Here is an 18,675-nt window from a genome sequence, read left to right on the forward strand (position 1 = left end):
AATTGTTTAGCAAAGTTGGAACAAGCTATAAAACGAGGTGAAAAAAATGGATTCAGGCGAGAAGTCAACAAAAAAACTAACTTTGGTACCTTTGACATTGATGATTTTCACATCTGTTTATGGATTTAACAATATTCCAAGATCATTTTACAAAATGGGTTATGCTGCTATTCCTTGGTACATTTTTTCAGCAATAACTTTCTTTGTTCCGTTTGCATTAATGGTAGCTGAATTTGGTTCTGCTTTTAAAGAGGAGAAAGGTGGAATTTATTCATGGATGAATAGATCCATTGGTCCGAGATTTGCGTTTATTGGAACATTCATGTGGTATTGTTCTTATGTAACTTGGATGGTTAACGTTGCATCTGGTATGTGGATTCCAGTATCAAATGCTATATTTGGAAAAGATACAACACAAAGTTGGACTTTATTTGGACTTCAAGGGCCACAAGTTTTAGGAGTGTTGGGAATTATATGGATATTGGTGGTAACTTATACATCAACTAAAGGTATTGAGAAGATAAAGAAAGTAACCTCATTAGGTGGAAGTGCAGTTTTATTATTGAATGTGTTTCTTTGGGTTGGTGCTATAGCAGTACTTGTAGGAAATAAAGGACAGTTAGCTCAGCCAATTGAAGGAGTGAAATCATTTACACAAACACCAAATCCTAAATATGTTGGAAACATTATTGCTTCGTTAGCATTTGTAGTATATGCTCTATTTGCTTATGGGGGAATAGAAGCTGTAGGTGGATTAGTTGATGAAACTGAAGATGCGGAAAGAACTTTTCCTAAAGGAATTCTTATTTCAGCAACTGTAATATCAGTAGGGTATTCATTAGGAATATTGCTTGTTGGTGTATTTACTAATTGGGGAGCTGTAATGGGGATTAAAGAGGTTAATCTGGGAAACGCAAGTTATATAGTTATGTCTAATTTGGGATATTCACTTGGTACAGCTTTTGGAGCAAGTGAAAGTATAGCCATGGCCTTGGGACGAGGTGTTGCAAGATTTGTTGGACTTTCAATGTCACTAGCATTGTCAGGTGCGTTCTTTACACTGATGTATTCACCATTAAAACAGTTGATTGAAGGAACGCCAACTAAATTATGGCCTGGAAAGATTGGAGAGACAAGAGATGGATTACCTATCAATGCTATGTGGATTCAAGCTGCTATAGTTTGTATAATGATAGCATTAGTGTCTTTTGGAGGAAGTTCAATGGCTGCATTCTTTAATATACTTATTTCCATGACTAATGTAGCCATGACACTTCCATATATGTTTATAGCTATTGCATTTCCTTATTTTAAGAATAAAGAAGAAATTAAGAAACCCTTTGTAATATACAAAACTCAAGGGATTGCAAATTTTTGGACTTGGGTAGTTATTTTAACAGTAGGGCTTGCCAATTTGTTTTGTATAATACAACCAGCTATAGAAGGAGATATGCAAACAACAATTTGGAGTATAGCTGGACCAATAATATTCTCAGTAGTTGCATGGTTAATGTATAGCAATTATGAAAAGAAAAATAAAGGTGGCATTTTGAAATAAATTGTATAATTATTGAAGCGTGTAGTTTTGATAACATAATTCTAGTTATCAAGATTACACGTTTTTGTCATAAAGAATTATATAAAACATGATAAAATATGATTAGTATTATATAAAAGTAAGATTTTTTAAAAAATTAGGAGGGTATTTTAATAATAAAAAGCGAAAAAGAGAAAATGATTTCTGGCGAAGTTTATAACACTTTAGATTCACTTCTTCAAAAAGATCAAACGAGAGCAGAAAACTTACCAAAGAATATAATTTAATAGAGAAAGATGAAGGTGAAAAAAGAATAAAAATTTTGATTGCTTAATGTTGGATACCTGTGAAATTAAAATAGGTAAAAATTGTTTTATGGCACCAAGAACTTGTATTTATACAGCATGCCATTCATTAAAACCAGAAGAGAGAAATACACCGACCTGCTTTGGTAAGCCAGTTACAATTGGAAAGAATGTGTGGATTGGTGGAAACTGTGTTGTACTTCCTGGAGTTACAATTGGAGATAATGTAGTAGTTGCAGCTGGTTCCGTTGTAACTAAAAATGTGCCAGACAATGTAATGGTAGCTGGGAATCCTGTAAAAATTATTAAAAAAATTGAGTAATTATTAAATGGCCTAAAGATTAGAAAAATAAATTAAGAGTATGAATTGTTCATGCTATAATAAGTAATAAGTATTGAAAAATAATTATATATAAATATTTAAAGGTTGTGGTAAATTTGTATAGTATTATGATCATAGAAGATGACAAGAAAATGGCTAAACTTATAAAAAATCATTTGGAGAAATACGGATATAAGGCATGTTTAATTAAAGATTTTTCAAATATAAAAGATGAATTTCTTGAATGTAAGCCAGATCTTGTTTTAATGGATATAAATCTTCCCTTCTTTGATGGTTTTTATTGGTGCAGTGATATAAGAAGTCATTCAAAAGTACCTATAATATTTATATCGGCTAGAGATTCAGATATGGATCAAGTTATGGCAATAGATAATGGTGGAGATGAGTTTATAACAAAACCATTTTCTTATGATGTATTGTTAGCAAAAATAAAAGGTGTATTAAGAAGAGTATATGGTAGTTATTCTAAAGGAGCTACAGAATTTTTAAAAGTTGACGATTTGATACTATATATAAATAATAATGTATTGGAGTTTAAAGGGAAAAAAGTTGAACTAAGTAAAAATGAATTTTCTCTCTTACTATATCTTGTTAAGAACGTAAATAAAATTGTTTCAAGGGATACTTTACTTGAGATCCTTTGGAGTGATACTGACTTTATTGATGATAATACTCTTTCGGTTAATGTTACAAGACTTAGGAAGAAATTAGAGGAAGTAGGTATTACCAATGCTATAGAGACAAAACGTGGACAGGGATATATGCTTATTAATAATTGGATAGAGTAAAGAGTTGGTGAATAAAATGAAGTTTATAGATTTTTTGAAAGATAGGATAGCTTATACAATAGTTTATTTTATAAGTATATCTTTAGCTATTTTAATAATGTATTTAGCCATATCTATAAAAGTAATAGAATTTCCTATAGCAAATATATTGTATGCATATTTGGTTTCTATAGTTATATTTATAATATTTTTTATATATGAATATTTAAAAATAAGGACATTTTATAAACGGCTCTATGAAGTATCCAATTCTGAAAATATTATAGATGATGTTATAAATGTAGGTGAAGCCAGAACTATAGAGCAAAGGCTTTTTGTAAACACATTGAAAAAGTTGCATAAGGAATATGAAGGTAAAGTTTATAGATATGAAGATATCCAAAAGAATTATTCAAACTTTATAAATCAATGGGTACATCAAATGAAAACACCTGTATCTGTAATTAATCTAATATTACAGGAAGAAAATACATCGGAATTTAAAGAGATTTTTGACAGTATTGGTGAAGAAAATGAAAAAATATCACAAGGTCTTAATATTATGTTATATAATGCAAGAATAAATGAATTTAATCATGATTTTAATGTGGAAGATATAGATATACTGCTGATTTTAAGAAAAGTAGTAAATGATAATAAAAAATTACTTATTAGACATAAGATATTTCCTGAAATAATAGGTAAAACCACAATTGTTCAAACAGATAAAAAGTGGATATACTTTGTTATAAATCAAATTGTTATTAATTCAATAAAATATACAGCTGTAGTAAAGAAAGATAAAAAAACTATAAAATTTAATATACAAGAAGGTACTACCAAAATAGTTGTGAGTATTGAAGACAATGGAATTGGTATACCAAAGGAGGATTTAGGGAGAGTATTTAATGCTTTCTTTACAGGTAAAAATGGTAGAAAAACCTCTGAATCTACAGGTATGGGAATGTATTTATCAAAACGTATTTGTGAAGAGCTTGGAAATAAGTTGTATGTTGAATCAGAAGAAGGAAAAGGAACAAAATTTTATATCGACTTCTATAAAGGCAAAAATATATTTAAATTGTAATCTTTCAAAGTTGTAATGTTCATATTTAAAATGAAAGAGAAATCGATACTAAGATTTCTCTATTTTTTTTATAATAAAGTCATAGTCTTCGAAGAATATATAAAGTAGGAGGTTTTTATTATGTCAATTCTAAAAGTTGAAAATATAACAAAAATATATGGTGGAAAAAAAGGCGGGATGACGTTCAAAGCTCTGGATAAATTTAGTTTAGGAATTGAAAAAGGTGAATTCGTTGGAGTAATGGGGCCATCTGGCAGTGGTAAAACAACGTTATTAAATATAATGGCAACTATAGACAGTCCTTCATCAGGAGAACTTTTTATAAATGGTACAAATCCTACAAAACTAAATGAGAAAAATATTGCACTTTTTAGAAGAAAGGAACTAGGTTTTATATTTCAAGATTTTAATCTTTTAGATTCTTTATCTATTAAGGAAAATATAATATTGCCACTTGTATTAGAGAAAGTTAATGTAAGAGAAATAGAAAAGAAAGTTGAAGATATTGCAAGTCTTTTAAATATTAAAGATATTTTAAATAAAAAACCATATGAAATTTCAGGAGGGCAGCAGCAAAGAGCAGCTTGTGCAAGAGCACTTATCCATAATCCTTCTATAATTTTGGCAGATGAACCTACAGGAAATCTTGATTCTAAAGCTTCCCAGGATGTTATGGAAACTTTAACAAATCTAAATAGTAAAAAAGAAGCTACTATAATGATGGTTACTCATGATCCTTTTTCTGCAAGTTTTTGTAAAAGAATAATTATGATTAAGGATGGAAAATACTTTTTAGAAATTGTGAATGGAGGAAACAGGCAAGCGTTTTTCAAAGAAATCATGGATTCTCTTTCACTTTTAGGAAGCAGGTCAAATAATTATACACTGTAGGGGGAGGATTGAAATGACAATTAATAATATAGCTATCAAAAATATTAAAGGAAATTTAAATAAATATGCTATGTATTATTTAAGCAATGTAATAGTTGTAACTATATTTTTTATATTTGCTAATTTTATATATAATCCGAGTTTAAGTAATGGAAATTTTAATGATAAGACTATGAGTGAAGTTGCTAGTAGATTAATGTATTTGTGCGAATTTGTAATAGTAATTTTCACTTTTATATTTTCAAATTACTCAATAACTAGTTTTTTAAAGTCTAGAGAAAAAGAATTTGGACTTTTATCAATGTTTGGTTTAACCAAAGGTCAAATAAGACGATATGTCATGTTTGAAAATATAACAATTTCAATTTTTTCTATTATGACAGGACTCTTCTTTGGAATTTTGTTTTCAAAATTATTTTTTATGGCTGTGTCTACAATTTTAGATCTGAATTCAGAAATTCCATTTTCAATATCAAGTAAAGCCATAAAAATAACAATATTAAGCTTTTTAATACTTCTTAATCTTATAAGCTTTATTACAAGCTTTAAAATAAAAAATAATAACATTGCAGAATTATTAAAGGGTGAGAGGATACCTAAAGAAACACCGAAGTTTTCAAAAATAAAATCAGCATTAGCAATAATACTTATCATATCAGGATACATTGTAGGCTTATTTTCTGGAACAGCTATTATAGCTACAATGTTTCCAATACTTATAGTTGTAATAATAGGAACTCACTTTTTATTTTCTCAATTTAGTGTGTTTTTTACAAATAAACTTCAGAACAATAAAGGAGTTTATTATAAAGGAATAAATCTGATAACGCTTTCTCAAATCATATATAAATTAAAAGATAATGCAAAGGTATTATTTATTACTTCAATACTAAGTGGAATTACCCTTGCATCGGCTATATCAGTTTATTCTCTACAAAGAGTAAGTTTATATTCAATGGAAGAAAATTGTCCACAAGACATAGGGGTCATAGAGCAGGATATAAATTCTCATAAAGTTATAGCTGATGGAAAAGTTGAAGATATACTAAATAAGTATAAGTTTGATATACAATATAAAAATAAAATAGAGCTAATAAAGGCAAAAAACAATGATAAGGTAAAAGATAATAAGAAAAGTACTTATGGCATAAAAGTAAATAAAACTGATTTTAATATAATGTCTGAAGATAGCTTTAATGAACTTGCAAAGCAGTATAACAAGAAATCTTTAACTTTAAAAAATGGAGAAGTAGTAATATATACCTATGATTTAACTGGTAATATAGCTAATGCAAGAACAGAACTTCCTTTTAAGCATCAGAAGACTTTAAACTTAAACATTGGAGGCAAAATAAGTAGCTGGAATATATTGAGTAACTTAAAAGGTGGAATTATAAACGCAGATGAAAAAGATACTAATACTATAATTGTTAATAATAGTGATTTCGAAAAAATGCGGAATGAAATTTCAAATAATGATAAGTGTATTTATTATGGATATAACATCAAACATAATTTAAAAGCTACTGATGCTGTAATTGAAATAAAAAATGCAGTTACAAAAGGTCAAGAACCTTTCTTTACTGAAAGAGTAATAAGCGCAGCAGGCGTAATGAAATTGCTATCTGTACTTTTGTTTATAGGAACGTTTATTGCAATGATATTTTTTATTGCAACAGGAAGTATATTATATTTCAAAATGTTTAATGAAGTTCAGAAAGATAAGCAAGATTTTATAGGATTAAAAAAGATAGGCGTTACACAAGAAGAAATAAAAAAGGTTATCAGTATTCAAAGTTTTACAATGTTTTTTTTACCACTTACAGTAGCAACAGTTCATGCTGCTTTTGCAGTGAAATCTGTAGGACTTTTAAATATAAAATATTTTATATTTATTGCAGGAATATATTTAGTTTTACAAATAGTATATTATCTATTTGCTAAATGGATGTATGTTAAACAAATTAATAGTTGGAGCATTTAGGTATTTATTTAATTCTAGTATTAATTCACAGAATTTAAAGAGCAGGGGAGACAAGTTTCCTCTGCATTTTTTATTTATTATTAAATAGGTGTGTATATTTAAAAGTTTAATTTTTTAGTTTATATGCATATGAGTTTTGTAGGGGATGTGCTTCTGATATATAATGTAATAATAAACCATAATAGAAAGGAAGATTGGTATGCTTAAAATTGCGGTTTGTGATGATGAAGTACTTCAAAGACTAGATATTGTAAATAAGATTAAAAGTATTTTAGAAAACAATTATTGTGATTATAACTATGATATTGAAGAATTTAGTAGTGGTGAGCAAATGATTTCTTCTGGTAGCTATTTTGACATTGTGTTTTTAGATATAAAAATGGGCAAGATCTCTGGTATAGATACAGCTAAAAGTATAAGAGAAAATAATAATGCTACAAAGATTGTTTTTATAACAGCTTTTGAAGAGTATGTTTTTGAAGCTTTTGATGTATCTGCATTTCATTATCTTATAAAACCAGTATCTGAAGAAAAGATATCAGAAATTATAGATAGAATTTTTAAGGTGATTAGCCATAAAGAAAATAGCGAACAATGTATTGTAATTAATAAAGGGAAAAGCGCAATAAAAGTGCTATTAGATAGTATACACTTTTTTGAGGTGCAAAATAGAATTATAAATATACATACTGAAAAAGAAGTAATACAGTATTATGACAAGCTTGCAAATATAGAAGAAAAAGTTCCTAGAGATAGCTTTTTTAAATGTCATAGGAGTTATATAGTAAATCTAAAATACGTAATGAAATTTAATAAAACAGATATAATGCTTGATAATGGGACAAGAATAATGCTATCAAAAAGTAAATATGATGAATTTTCTAGAGCATTTTTAAAATATATAAAACGAGGTGAAGCGTAGAAAGTGATTACTTTTAATATAATTGGGAAAATACTATCTTTTGTTTCAGATATATTAGGATTTTTTATATTATATATAACACTAAAAGGTTTTCTAGGATTTAAAACAAAGTTACGATATATATTTATAGCAATACTTATAACAGGTAATATTCCTTTCTTAATTGTAGAGAAGTTTAATATAGAAAGTGTTTATCAGTGGATACCTACCGTTATATATGTTTTTGTTATATGCTTAATATTCTGTAAAGGGACATACCTTAAAAAGATTATAGTTTCTATAATTTATAATTGTTTTAATGAACTGGTACAGTATATAACAGTACCTGTTATTTATATGTCAAATGATATAAATAACATAGCAAATCAGTTGATCTTAATTATTGCCCAATTAATTTATATTTTAATATTTAATTTTATATTGAAAAATTATTGCATTGATAATAATTTTAAAGATCTAAAATATATGCTATTTTTTGTAATCCCTAATGTGTTTATAGTAGTTTTATTATGTGAATATTTTAAGCTTTATTACAAAAATAATAATGTGGATAGTTCCTTACTTAATAACATAAAAATGATGGGATTTGCATCTATAGCCTTAATTTGCGGGGTGTTTACTGTAATAATTTTGGACAGGCTTATGAAGGAAAATGCCCTGCGTCAGAAGGAAGCATTATTAGCAAATCAATTTAACATACAAGCGAGACATTATAAAGATTTACAGGTGCAATTTAAAAATACTAGGACATTTAAGCATGATATAAATAATCATTTGATTTGTATTAAGAATTTAATTGCTAATGGTGATATAAAAAGTACAGAACAGTACATAAAAAAGGTAACTGAGTCGTTAGAAAGCCTTAATTTAAGAGTAAATACTGGGAATCCATTTGCAGATGCTGTTATAAATGAAAAATATAATATCAGTATAGATAAAAATATAGATTTTAAGTGTAATATAAAAATACCCAATGGAATAAAAATGAACCCTTTTGATTTATGTGTAGTACTTGGTAATGCCTTAGATAATGCAATAGAGGCTTGTGAAAAAATTACAGACGAAAGTATAAAAAAATACATACATATAACAAGTACATTCAATAAGTCATTTATAGTATTTGAAATAAAGAATAGCATGAAGGGATATATACATAAAGATTATATAAGTACAGATAAGGGTGATGATATAAATCACGGATTAGGGCTTTTAAATATTCAAAGTATTGCTGATAAGTATTTTGGAACTACTTATATTGAAAATAGTGAAAATATGTTTGTACTAAATGTTATGCTTCAAGTGTTATAGATACTGATTCACTACAAATAAAGACTTATTCACAACAATAACATTATCTTCATTTTAGGGCTTCCGAAGATATTAATAAATACAAATATGTATTCATTAACAAAAAAGGAGGGCACATATATGAGAATAGGTGCAACATCAAATACAATTTTTAATACTATGGGAATGGGACTAAGGGCAAATAATCATTCAAAAAAATCTATGAGTCCCTTAGAAAAACAAAAGCTTCAATTACAAGAACAAATAAAAAAGGTTCAAGAAAGTAAGTATTCTGAAGAAAGCAAGAAAAGTTCAATCAAAGGACTGGAAAAAAAGCTTGAAGAAGTTGATGACCAATTAGCTAAAGGAAAGTTTGTGAAAAAAACTAAAGAATTAGAAATGTTAAAGCCAAAAGATGAAAAAGTTGAGCATCAAAAAGTAGCAGGAGAAAGTGAGGAAAGTTCTCAGGTAATAAATAAAGATGTTATGATTGGAATTACTTCAGCTACAGCTCATACAAAGATTGGAAAAATTGCATATTCAGTATATAGACAGGCTGAAGCAAAAGGGGATACGGCTACAGCGGAAAGGGCATTAAGCTATACTGGGGCTGAGCTTAAAAAATCAGCAGAAGGTAGAAGGTTAATTGAAAGAGGTATGAAGGAATATAAGAAGCAAATGGAAATCGCTAAAAGATCTAATACTGAAAAGGTTACAAATGATAAAGATATTAGAGAAAATGATGTTGTTAGTAAAGAAGAGAAAACAATTACTAATGAGGTGTACGGCTCAAATACCCAAAAGGTTGTAACTAGTGAAAATAGTGAGGCTAAATCTAGTGTAAAAGAAAGACTTCAATAGGTTATTTTATATAGCAACCATATGTAGGTAACTAAAAATAATTACTTACATGTGGTTGTTTTTATAGTTTTAAGTTAAGATTATAGTAACTAATATCGATATTTATAATAAATATTTAAGCTAGACTTAATTTTAACTTAAAAGAGGTGCGAAAAATGAAAAATAATTGGACATTTAGTTTTCAAAAGATACATAGAGTTAATTATGTAACCATAATTGTAATATGTTTACTTATGATTTTAACTGACATGCAAATGAATAGTTTAAAAGTAAATATGGATGAGTTGTTACCATTGATAATAGTAATTATAGTTTCAACAATGATATATTTTTCGCCAGTAAAAGATATGATGAAGGCAATAGCCTTTAGCTCAGTTATAATACTTTCAAATTTCGGATACTTTTCATCGGGAACTTTCAATCAAGAAACCATTGCTTCTGATATATTGGTGTTTATTGCAGGAATTATATGTGCAACATTATATTTTCAAAAAAAAATATTAATTATAAATGCAGTACTTTTAAACACATGTGTTTTGATTTTGTTTTTTGTTAATCCTAGTAGTATGTTAAGTGAAAAGTTTTCGTATTCAAATATGTTAAATCTTTTTGTAATATTAAATGGTATTATAATTTTAATTTATTGTCTCACTAGTTGGGGGAGCGGATTAATAGAATCAGCAAATAATAAGTCCTTAGAAAGTAAGGCTTTAGTCCAGAAATTAGATTCACTTTTATTAAATATTAAAGATAGCACTAACAATTTAGATAACAATATAGAGGCTTTTTCTGAAGATCTTACACTTGTTAATGCCACTAGTGATGATATAAATAATGCTATGTATCAAATAAATATTGGGGTTCAGGAAATAGTAGAGAGTGTCTTAGGTATAAATTTAAAAATAAATGAATCCAATTCCTCGCTGGAGGAAGTTGGCGATATATCCAATAAAATATCTATAATATCAAGTGAAATGGAAGAAAATGTTATTGATGGATCTGAAAAAATCAATTCTATGAATAATACTATGAAAACAATAAGAGAAGCTGCGGAAATATCTTTAGGCACAGTAAATACATTAAAAAATAGCATTAATAAAATAAATGGTGAGGTTAACAGTATTTACGAAATTTCATCTCAAACTAATCTATTATCATTAAATGCAAGTATTGAAGCCGCTAGAGCAGGTGAGCATGGCAAAGGATTTTCAGTAGTTGCAGAAGAAGTTAAAAAATTAGCTGAACAAACTACGGAAATAGTAAAAAACATTTATGAGATTATTACTGAAATTAATACTATTACTAATGATGCAGTTGTTAAGGTATCTGATGGCAATATGGCAGCGGAAGAGGGAACTAAAGTTGTTAATAATGTGTACACTTCATTTAACAAAATTGAAGGATACTTTGAAAGAATGAATGAGTATATATGTGAAGAGCATATGGTTATCCAAAAGGTAGTAGACAACTTCGAACCTGTAAAAATAGAGCTTGAGGGAATAGGAAGTATCACTGAAGAACATTCAGCATCTACAGAAGAAATTGAGGCGAAAATTAAGGAGCAAGGTGGAAAAATTAATTCAATGCATTTATCTATAGAGGAAATTAAAAAGCTAAGTAAAAACCTAAAGGATCTTTCTTCTAATAGGGGGAATAAGTAAGTTTCATAGTCATCTAAAAATCTACAAACAAATAAAAAGCGAATTGGAGAAGTCCAATACGCTTTTTTAATATTTAATCTATTTATTTTATTGTATTAATCATTAAGTGAATCTTTAAGTACATAAAATGTAAAATATGATTATAATGAACTACTTTGTGATTCTGTTAAGATATTTGTTCCTCCTTTGTATGTTCTGTCTAATTAGAAAATTAGGCATTGTTGTTATCTGGATAATCTATAAGTAAATTCAGCGTAAGAGTAAAAGTTTAGAGTAACGTTTAAAACGATTTTATTATATAGGGCAATTGTGGCAATCATGTGACAATTGTGTAAAAAAATAAAATAATAGTATAATTAAATTAGAGAAGTAATGTGGCAACTTAGATTTTTTACAAAATATTAAATTGGGGAGAAATTAATATGAAATACAAAATATATATTGTAGAAGATGATTTATCAATAAGTAATATATTGAAAGAGTATATTATTAAGTATGGTTTTGATGTAAGGATAGAAGAAAACTTTGAAAATATAATGACAGGATTTGATGAGTATAGCCCAGACTTAGTATTATTAGATGTTAATTTACCTAAATTTGATGGATTTTATTGGTGCAGAAGAATAAGACAACAATCAAGAATTCCTATAATATTTATATCAGCAAGAGATAGTGGAATGGATCAGGTTATGGCTTTAGAAAGTGGGGCAGACGATTATATAACAAAGCCTTTTTATTATGAAGTTGTCATTGCAAAGATAAAAAGTCAAATAAGAAGAGCTTTTGGAGATTATGCACCTAAGGTAGAGGAACGCATAGTTAAAGTAGATAGTCTTAAATTTTATCCTGAAAGATTAGAAGCTGAATTTAAAGATAAAAAATTAATTATTACTAAAAGGGAGGGTATACTCTTAGAGTGTCTTATGAGTAAATATCCTAAAGTTGTTAGTAGGGACTTCCTTTTAGAAAAAATATGGGATGATTTAGAGTTTGTTGAGGAAAATACTTTAAGTGTGAATATTAGTAGGATAAGAAAAAGGTTACAGACACTGGGAATAGATAAGGGAATAGAAACTATAAGAGGGGCAGGTTATAGATTAAATAAAACCTGGTAGGATGAAGTGATATGAGATTATTTTTAAAGGATAATAAGGGTTACATTTTTACATATTTACTAAGCTTAGCTCTTACAATTATATATTCTAATATTATGGGCTTTATAGGGTATAGTGAAATTATCTATATAGTGATTTTTAATACATTTATTCTAGTATGCTATTTAGCATTTAGATATTATCAAGATAGACAATTATATAGATTATTAAGAAGCGAATTAACATCTTTAAATGATACTTTATTAGAACTTGGTAGTTCTGAACTAAGCCAAAATATTTCTGAGGTATTAAAAAAGCAATATAATTTATATAAAGCTGAAATACAAAAATGTAATAAGATTCATAGTGATCATCTAACTTTTATAAATCAGTGGGTTCATCAAATGAAGACACCTCTATCCGTATTGCAACTGCAACTTCAAGAGTATGAAGGAGAAGAAAAGTATGAAAATATGCAAGAAGAGGTGAATAGGTTAAAGGAAGGTCTAAATATGGCAATGCATTTTGCAAGGCTAGATTCCTTTCAAAAAGACTTTATAGTAGAAAAGATTTTTTTAAAGAATCTAGTTCGGGATGTAGTAAGTGAAGAAAAAAAGATTTTTATAAAAAACAGAATAGTTCCAAGAGTTGACATAAATGAAAGTATTGAAATTTATAGTGATGTCAAGTGGCTAAAATTTGCATTAGGTCAACTTATTATTAATGGTATAAAGTATTCAAGAAATAAGGGAAAGAAATTAATTATAAAAGCCTTGGAAAGTGAAAAAGAAATTAAATTAAGTGTTATTGATGAGGGAATAGGGATACCTGTGAAAGATATTAAAAGAGTATTTGACCCATTTTTTACTGGAGAAAATGGACGTAGGTATGGAGAATCTACAGGAATGGGATTGTATATAACTAAACAGGTGTGTAACAATTTAGGACATGAAATAGAAGTAGAATCCACTGTTGATGTAGGAGCAAAGATTACAATAAAATTTAAAGTACAAATATGATTAATAGCAAATAGATAGTGTAACTGTTTATTTGCTATTTTCAATTTAATTATAAAGTCTTACATACACGTCACATTCCTGTAAGCTTTGCAGATAGCATGTTAAACATTATTATTATAAACTATACACATTAAAAGTTAGTTTTTTAAGGAATGATAAGGGCAGGTGCTTTTCTTGGAGTACTAGTATTAACTAAGGTTATTACATTAACAGCATAAAGGAGAGAGAAAAATGAAAATTTTACAGGTTATAAACTTAAGTAAGATATATGGTAAGAAAATAATGTTTAGTGCATTAGATAATATAAGTTTTACTATAGAAGAGGGAGAATTTGTTGGAATAATGGGGCCATCTGGAAGTGGTAAAACAACCTTGCTAAACATGATTTCAACAGTAGATAAGCCAACATCAGGAGAAATAAAAATAAAAGATAAAAATCCTTTGAGTCTTCGAGGAGATGATTTGGCTTTATTTAGGAGAAGGGAATTGGGATTTGTATTTCAGGATTTTAACTTATTGGATACTTTAACAGTTGGTGAAAATATAGTACTTCCACTTACACTAGATGGGGTATCAGTAAAGCATCAAGATAATGAGCTTAGTAGAATATCAAAGATACTTGGAATAGAGAAAATAATTAACAAAAGAACCTTTGAAATATCAGGAGGACAATGTCAAAGAGTAGCTATTGCAAGGGCATTAATACATAATCCTACTTTATTATTGGCTGATGAGCCTACAGGTAACCTAGATTCAAAATCGGCTAAAACCGTAATGGAATTGTTTGAAAAAATAAACAAAGAAGAAAAAGTAACTACAATGATGGTAACTCATGATCCATTATCAGCAAGCTATTGTAATAGGATTCTATTTATAAAGGATGGAAGTATATATAATGAAATTTACAAGGGGGATAGCAGGCAGCAGTTCTATCAGGAAATTATTGATGTGCTTGCACTACTGGGAGGAGGAAACTAATGAATTTTAAAGAATTTGCCATTAAAAATGTGCATAGAAATATGAGAGCATATTTTGCTTATTTTTTAAGTAGCAGCATATCAGCAGCATTATTATTTTCTTTTACTATGATTATATTTCATCCCAATTTTATCACAGTAAACTTGCCTCAGTATTTAACAAAAGCACTTAATATAACAACAGTAATTGCATATTTATTTTTATTTTTCTTTGTGTTCTATTCAGTAAGTGTATTTTTAAAAAGTAGATATAAGGAATTTGGAATACTTTATATTATAGGTTCATCAAAAAGACAGATACAAAGAATGATAAGCATTGAAAACATAATAATTAGCTCGTTATCTGCAGTGATAGGGATAATACTAGGAATAGTTTTTTCAAAAATACTTTTAGCTGCTAGCGGAAAGTTATTAGGACTTAATGCACTAGGATTTTATATTCCAGTTAAAGCTATGATTATTACATTTAATGCATTTTTAATACTAGGAATAGTAAATTCAATATTTTGTTCATTTATTATAAAAGAAGATATGGTTTTAAGATTACTTAAAGGAACCAAAAAACCTAAAACTGAACCTAAAGCATCTACTATTCTTGCTATAACATGTATAGTATTGTTGACAATAGGATATTATCTATCAATTACATCAAGTATAAAAACAATAGCCTACAGAATAATACCTGTAACTATAATGGTAATTATAGCAACGTATTTATTATTTTCACAATTAAGTGTATTTGTAATTAAGTTACTTAAAAAAAACAGAAATTTATATATGAAAAAAACCTCAGTATTATGGATATCAAACTTACTATATAGAATAAAAGATAATACAAGAATGTTTTTTTTAATTACTATAACCTCAACGGTAGCTCTTTCAGCAATAGGATCAGTATACGCCTATTGGAGAGATAAGGAAGATCAGATAAATAGAAATTTTCCTCAGGCATTTTTCTTTTCAGATATGTATGATAATAAAAGCAAGGTTAGCTTTAAGGCTGATTTTATAGAAAAATTATTAAAGAATGAAGAAATAAAGTATTCTAAGGCCAATAACGAAATGAAATTTGTTATTCCTAATGGTGAAAAGGATAAAGTAGTTATAATTGGAGAAATCACTTATAAAAAATTAGCATTAATGTTATCTTTAGACATAAGCTCTTTTAATGAAAATGAGACCATAATAACCTCATCTTTAATTCAACATGAAAGAAAAAGTATTGTTTTAGATAATATGAAATTAAAGGTTGTTAGAAAGATTGATAAGGGGGCACTCCCAACATTTTATGAAGAAGTATATGTAGTCAAAGAAGATGTATATGAAAGAATAAGGGGTATTAGATGTTACTTTGCAACATTTAATGTAAAGAATTATAAAGACACACTAAGTATATGTAATAATTATTACAATATATTTCAAGATAATAAAGAAGATGGTTATAGCAATAATTTTTTAAAAGCTAATATATTAGAATCTACAAAAATAGCCTATGGCGTAATTTTATTTAGTGCCATATTTATAGGACTTATTTTCTTTGTAACAACGGGAAGTTTTTTATATAATAAGTGTTATATGGATGTTATAGAGGATAAAAAGAAATATAAGCAGTTAAATAAAATAGGATTAACCTATAAGGAAATAAAGAAGATATTAAATCTTGAAATAGGAGTATTATTTTTATTTCCTTATATAATCGCTGTAATACACTTTGCCTTTGCCATTAGTGCATTAAAATATGCCTTTGGTCTTGAAATAACTGTGCCAGCATTTCAAGTCATAGGAAGTATGTTGATTGTTCAAGTTATATATTTTCTTATTATAAGAAAAAACTATTTAATGGAAGTTAAAAAGGGTTTATTGTAAATTATTTACAATAATTTTATGGGGCTTTAGGTGGGGATGGATTTTTAATAATAATTATTATTGAAAATTTATTCTCGTTATATTGAATATCAATGTTACCATTATACTTATTTACTATACTTTTAATTATGTTTATTCCATAACCATGCATAAATAAGTTCTTTTTATCAGTTAAAAAATTATCATTGTTTACTGTTAATTGGTTTACTTTGGAGTTCTCAATAGTATATACAAAGTAGCCTTTATCTACTGTTGACTTAATATTTATATATCGATGATTGTTATCTTGTATTTTCTTACATGCTTCTATTGCATTGTCAATTGTGTTAGAAAATATGCTACATAGATCTGTTTCAGATATACTTGTATAATTAGGAAGACAAATATTTATAGTAGCTTTTATATTTAAATTTGTAAAGCATTTATATTTATTATTTAAAATAGAGTTCACTATTTTATTTTGGCAAAATGTTTTAAGTTTTATGGATTCTATGGTTTCTGATACATTGTTCAAGTATGATTGTGCACCAATTATATCTTTATCATACAAAAATGAACTTATAACTCCTAAATGGTTTTTCATATCATGTAATACTTTTCTAGTCATATTCTGATTTTCTTCCATATCATTATAATGTTGCATTTCCATTAAGAGTTGGGTATTTAGAAATTGTGATCTTTCCCCTTGAGCAATTTCTTTAATTACATAAAATGTAGCAATAGTACCTAGTATATATAATGTCATTATTATTATAATTATAATGTTATAATGTGTTTCTGTTTTAAAAATAAAAGGAACAATACTTATAACAATGGCAGTAAATGTAGATAAAGACATGATGGATATAAACATCCATATCTTATTGGATAAAATTTCCTTAGACCATATAGCAACTTTATTAAGTACTAAATATACCAATAGTATAATAAGACTTCTTATTAGCGCTTGACTAATAAATTGAAAATCAAAATTCTTTATTAAAAGAAGATAGCATATTCTAGCAGATAACATTTTTGTACTTACTAAAATTGTACATAGCATAAATACCGCACAAATTCTTTTTATCATCATATCTTTAAAAAATGTAACACCAACAATTAAGCAAATAACAAAAGAATAAATAATATTATCTATATCACCTGATAGAATTGGCAGCATACATGCAGAAAATAAAGCAATGAAGCTAAGTATGGAAAATGGTTTTGTTTTTTTTATAGTCAAAAATGCATTGAATAGCCTATACATTATTGCTGTTTCTATAATGGTAATAATAGTGGTAATAATAATCCCAAATACATTCATAAAATCACCTATTTTAGTATTTGTTTAGCAAAAGCTAGTAGAGTTTCCTTATATCTATTTCTGCTTATTGGTAACTTATCCCCTAATGTAGTAATTGCGTAACCTTGCTCAATACTTTTTATATTGGATAAATTAATTAAGTAACTTTGATGACACCTTACAAAGCCCTTATCACAAAGTTCCTTTTCTACATCATTTAATTTAGCATAAAATTCATGTTCGGCTTTCTTACCTACCAATTTTACAATTCTTCTATTACTAACAAAATATATTACATCGTCAAAATTAATTTTGTGAGTTTCATTTTTATAATTTAATATATAAACTTGATTTTTTAACATGTCTAAACTATCTAAAGCTTCTCTAAATACCTTGATTATTTTATCTTTTTTTAGAGGCTTTAATATATAATTAAATGCTCTTACATTATATCCTTCAAAAACATAGTCCATAAATCCTGTAACAAAAATGATTATGGTACTTTTATTGTTTTCTCTAATTTTTTTAGCAGCATCTATTCCAGATATCTTATTCATTTGAATATCTAAAAAAATTATATCAAATTTAAGAGCATCATCTTTTAAGCTATTTAAGAGTTTTTCTCCGTTTTCAAATTCATTTATTTTAGAATCTATGCCTATGGATTTTATTTCATTTGCTAAAATAATTTTTAGCATATTTCTTTGTTTAAATTCATCTTCGCATATAGCAATTCTAATCAAATAAACCAACTCCCCGCTTAAACAGTATTATAGCATAAGTTTAAGGTGA

At 27.3% G+C, this 18,675-nt stretch carries 15 protein-coding genes and 1 pseudogene; 14 read left to right on the plus strand and 2 right to left on the minus strand.

Features of this window, described 5'->3' with window-relative positions:
- Positions 1 to 46 precede the first annotated feature (46 nt).
- From yjeM to T514_RS0104975, 14 genes and pseudogenes are all read left to right on the plus strand, one after another.
- A complete protein-coding gene (gene yjeM / locus T514_RS0104910) occupies positions 47 to 1,558 on the plus strand; it encodes a glutamate/gamma-aminobutyrate family transporter YjeM (RefSeq protein ID WP_027623770.1) in 1,512 nt (503 codons plus the stop codon).
- A gap of 176 nt (positions 1,559 to 1,734) precedes the next feature.
- Positions 1,735 to 2,164: pseudogene (locus tag T514_RS23800) on the plus strand (sugar O-acetyltransferase).
- 116 nt (positions 2,165 to 2,280) lie between these two features.
- A complete protein-coding gene (locus T514_RS0104920; protein ID WP_027623771.1) occupies positions 2,281 to 2,973 on the plus strand; it encodes a response regulator transcription factor in 693 nt (230 codons plus the stop codon).
- 16 nt (positions 2,974 to 2,989) lie between these two features.
- The gene (locus tag T514_RS0104925) at positions 2,990 to 4,039 is read left to right on the plus strand and encodes a sensor histidine kinase (protein ID WP_027623772.1); all 1,050 of its coding nucleotides are present in this window, start codon (positions 2,990 to 2,992) and stop codon (positions 4,037 to 4,039) included.
- 120 nt (positions 4,040 to 4,159) lie between these two features.
- Positions 4,160 to 4,930, plus strand: coding sequence for an ABC transporter ATP-binding protein (locus T514_RS0104930; protein ID WP_027623773.1), 771 nt, complete (start codon positions 4,160 to 4,162; stop codon positions 4,928 to 4,930).
- Between the two features lie 13 nt (positions 4,931 to 4,943).
- A complete protein-coding gene (locus T514_RS0104935; RefSeq protein ID WP_027623774.1) occupies positions 4,944 to 6,914 on the plus strand; it encodes an FtsX-like permease family protein in 1,971 nt (656 codons plus the stop codon).
- A gap of 199 nt (positions 6,915 to 7,113) precedes the next feature.
- Positions 7,114 to 7,836, plus strand: coding sequence for a LytR/AlgR family response regulator transcription factor (locus tag T514_RS0104940; RefSeq protein ID WP_027623775.1), 723 nt, complete (start codon positions 7,114 to 7,116; stop codon positions 7,834 to 7,836).
- Between the two features lie 3 nt (positions 7,837 to 7,839).
- Positions 7,840 to 9,144 carry a sensor histidine kinase gene (locus T514_RS0104945; RefSeq protein WP_027623776.1) on the plus strand — a complete coding sequence of 435 codons (1,305 nt, stop codon included), beginning with the start codon at positions 7,840 to 7,842 and terminating at the stop codon, positions 9,142 to 9,144.
- Between the two features lie 120 nt (positions 9,145 to 9,264).
- Positions 9,265 to 9,984 carry a hypothetical protein gene (locus T514_RS23805; protein ID WP_051541780.1) on the plus strand — a complete coding sequence of 240 codons (720 nt, stop codon included), beginning with the start codon at positions 9,265 to 9,267 and terminating at the stop codon, positions 9,982 to 9,984.
- Positions 9,985 to 10,139: 155 nt separating this feature from the next.
- The gene (locus T514_RS0104955; RefSeq protein WP_027623777.1) at positions 10,140 to 11,645 is read left to right on the plus strand and encodes a methyl-accepting chemotaxis protein; all 1,506 of its coding nucleotides are present in this window, start codon (positions 10,140 to 10,142) and stop codon (positions 11,643 to 11,645) included.
- 422 nt (positions 11,646 to 12,067) lie between these two features.
- The gene (locus T514_RS0104960; RefSeq protein ID WP_027623778.1) at positions 12,068 to 12,760 is read left to right on the plus strand and encodes a response regulator transcription factor; all 693 of its coding nucleotides are present in this window, start codon (positions 12,068 to 12,070) and stop codon (positions 12,758 to 12,760) included.
- Positions 12,761 to 12,771: 11 nt separating this feature from the next.
- The gene (locus tag T514_RS0104965; RefSeq protein WP_027623779.1) at positions 12,772 to 13,758 is read left to right on the plus strand and encodes a sensor histidine kinase; all 987 of its coding nucleotides are present in this window, start codon (positions 12,772 to 12,774) and stop codon (positions 13,756 to 13,758) included.
- A 231-nt stretch (positions 13,759 to 13,989) separates the two neighbouring features.
- On the plus strand, positions 13,990 to 14,736 hold the full coding sequence (locus T514_RS0104970) for an ABC transporter ATP-binding protein (protein ID WP_027623780.1): 747 nt from the start codon (positions 13,990 to 13,992) through the stop codon (positions 14,734 to 14,736).
- A complete protein-coding gene (locus tag T514_RS0104975; RefSeq protein ID WP_027623781.1) occupies positions 14,736 to 16,601 on the plus strand; it encodes an FtsX-like permease family protein in 1,866 nt (621 codons plus the stop codon). Before T514_RS0104970 ends, T514_RS0104975 begins: the two co-directional genes overlap by 1 nt.
- A 16-nt stretch (positions 16,602 to 16,617) precedes the next feature.
- On the opposite strand, the gene T514_RS0104980 is transcribed toward T514_RS0104975, so the two are convergent.
- Entirely contained in the window at positions 16,618 to 17,904 is a 1,287-nt protein-coding gene (locus T514_RS0104980; protein ID WP_027623782.1) for a sensor histidine kinase, read from the minus strand.
- Positions 17,905 to 17,912: 8 nt separating this feature from the next.
- Positions 17,913 to 18,626, minus strand: coding sequence for a LytR/AlgR family response regulator transcription factor (locus tag T514_RS0104985; RefSeq protein WP_027623783.1), 714 nt, complete (start codon positions 18,624 to 18,626; stop codon positions 17,913 to 17,915).
- Positions 18,627 to 18,675: the final 49 nt, after the last annotated feature.

The sequence above is a fragment of the Clostridium lundense DSM 17049 genome, from assembly GCF_000619945.1.
GTDB lineage: Bacteria > Bacillota > Clostridia > Clostridiales > Clostridiaceae > Clostridium_AO > Clostridium_AO lundense.

Excerpts from the sequence above, each read along its gene's own strand:
- yjeM (WP_027623770.1), top strand. The coding sequence starts at position 47 with ATGGATTCAGGCGAGAAGTCAACAAAAAAACTAACTTTGGTACCTTTG.
- T514_RS0104940 (WP_027623775.1), top strand. The coding sequence starts at position 7,114 with ATGCTTAAAATTGCGGTTTGTGATGATGAAGTACTTCAAAGACTAGAT.
- T514_RS0104925 (WP_027623772.1), top strand. The coding sequence starts at position 2,990 with ATGAAGTTTATAGATTTTTTGAAAGATAGGATAGCTTATACAATAGTT.
- T514_RS0104960 (WP_027623778.1), top strand. The coding sequence starts at position 12,068 with ATGAAATACAAAATATATATTGTAGAAGATGATTTATCAATAAGTAAT.
- T514_RS0104965 (WP_027623779.1), top strand. The coding sequence starts at position 12,772 with ATGAGATTATTTTTAAAGGATAATAAGGGTTACATTTTTACATATTTA.
- T514_RS0104935 (WP_027623774.1), top strand. The coding sequence starts at position 4,944 with ATGACAATTAATAATATAGCTATCAAAAATATTAAAGGAAATTTAAAT.
- T514_RS0104980 (WP_027623782.1), bottom strand. The coding sequence starts at position 17,904 with ATGAATGTATTTGGGATTATTATTACCACTATTATTACCATTATAGAA.
- T514_RS0104930 (WP_027623773.1), top strand. The coding sequence starts at position 4,160 with ATGTCAATTCTAAAAGTTGAAAATATAACAAAAATATATGGTGGAAAA.
- T514_RS0104955 (WP_027623777.1), top strand. The coding sequence starts at position 10,140 with ATGAAAAATAATTGGACATTTAGTTTTCAAAAGATACATAGAGTTAAT.
- T514_RS0104975 (WP_027623781.1), top strand. The coding sequence starts at position 14,736 with ATGAATTTTAAAGAATTTGCCATTAAAAATGTGCATAGAAATATGAGA.
- T514_RS0104970 (WP_027623780.1), top strand. The coding sequence starts at position 13,990 with ATGAAAATTTTACAGGTTATAAACTTAAGTAAGATATATGGTAAGAAA.
- T514_RS23805 (WP_051541780.1), top strand. The coding sequence starts at position 9,265 with ATGAGAATAGGTGCAACATCAAATACAATTTTTAATACTATGGGAATG.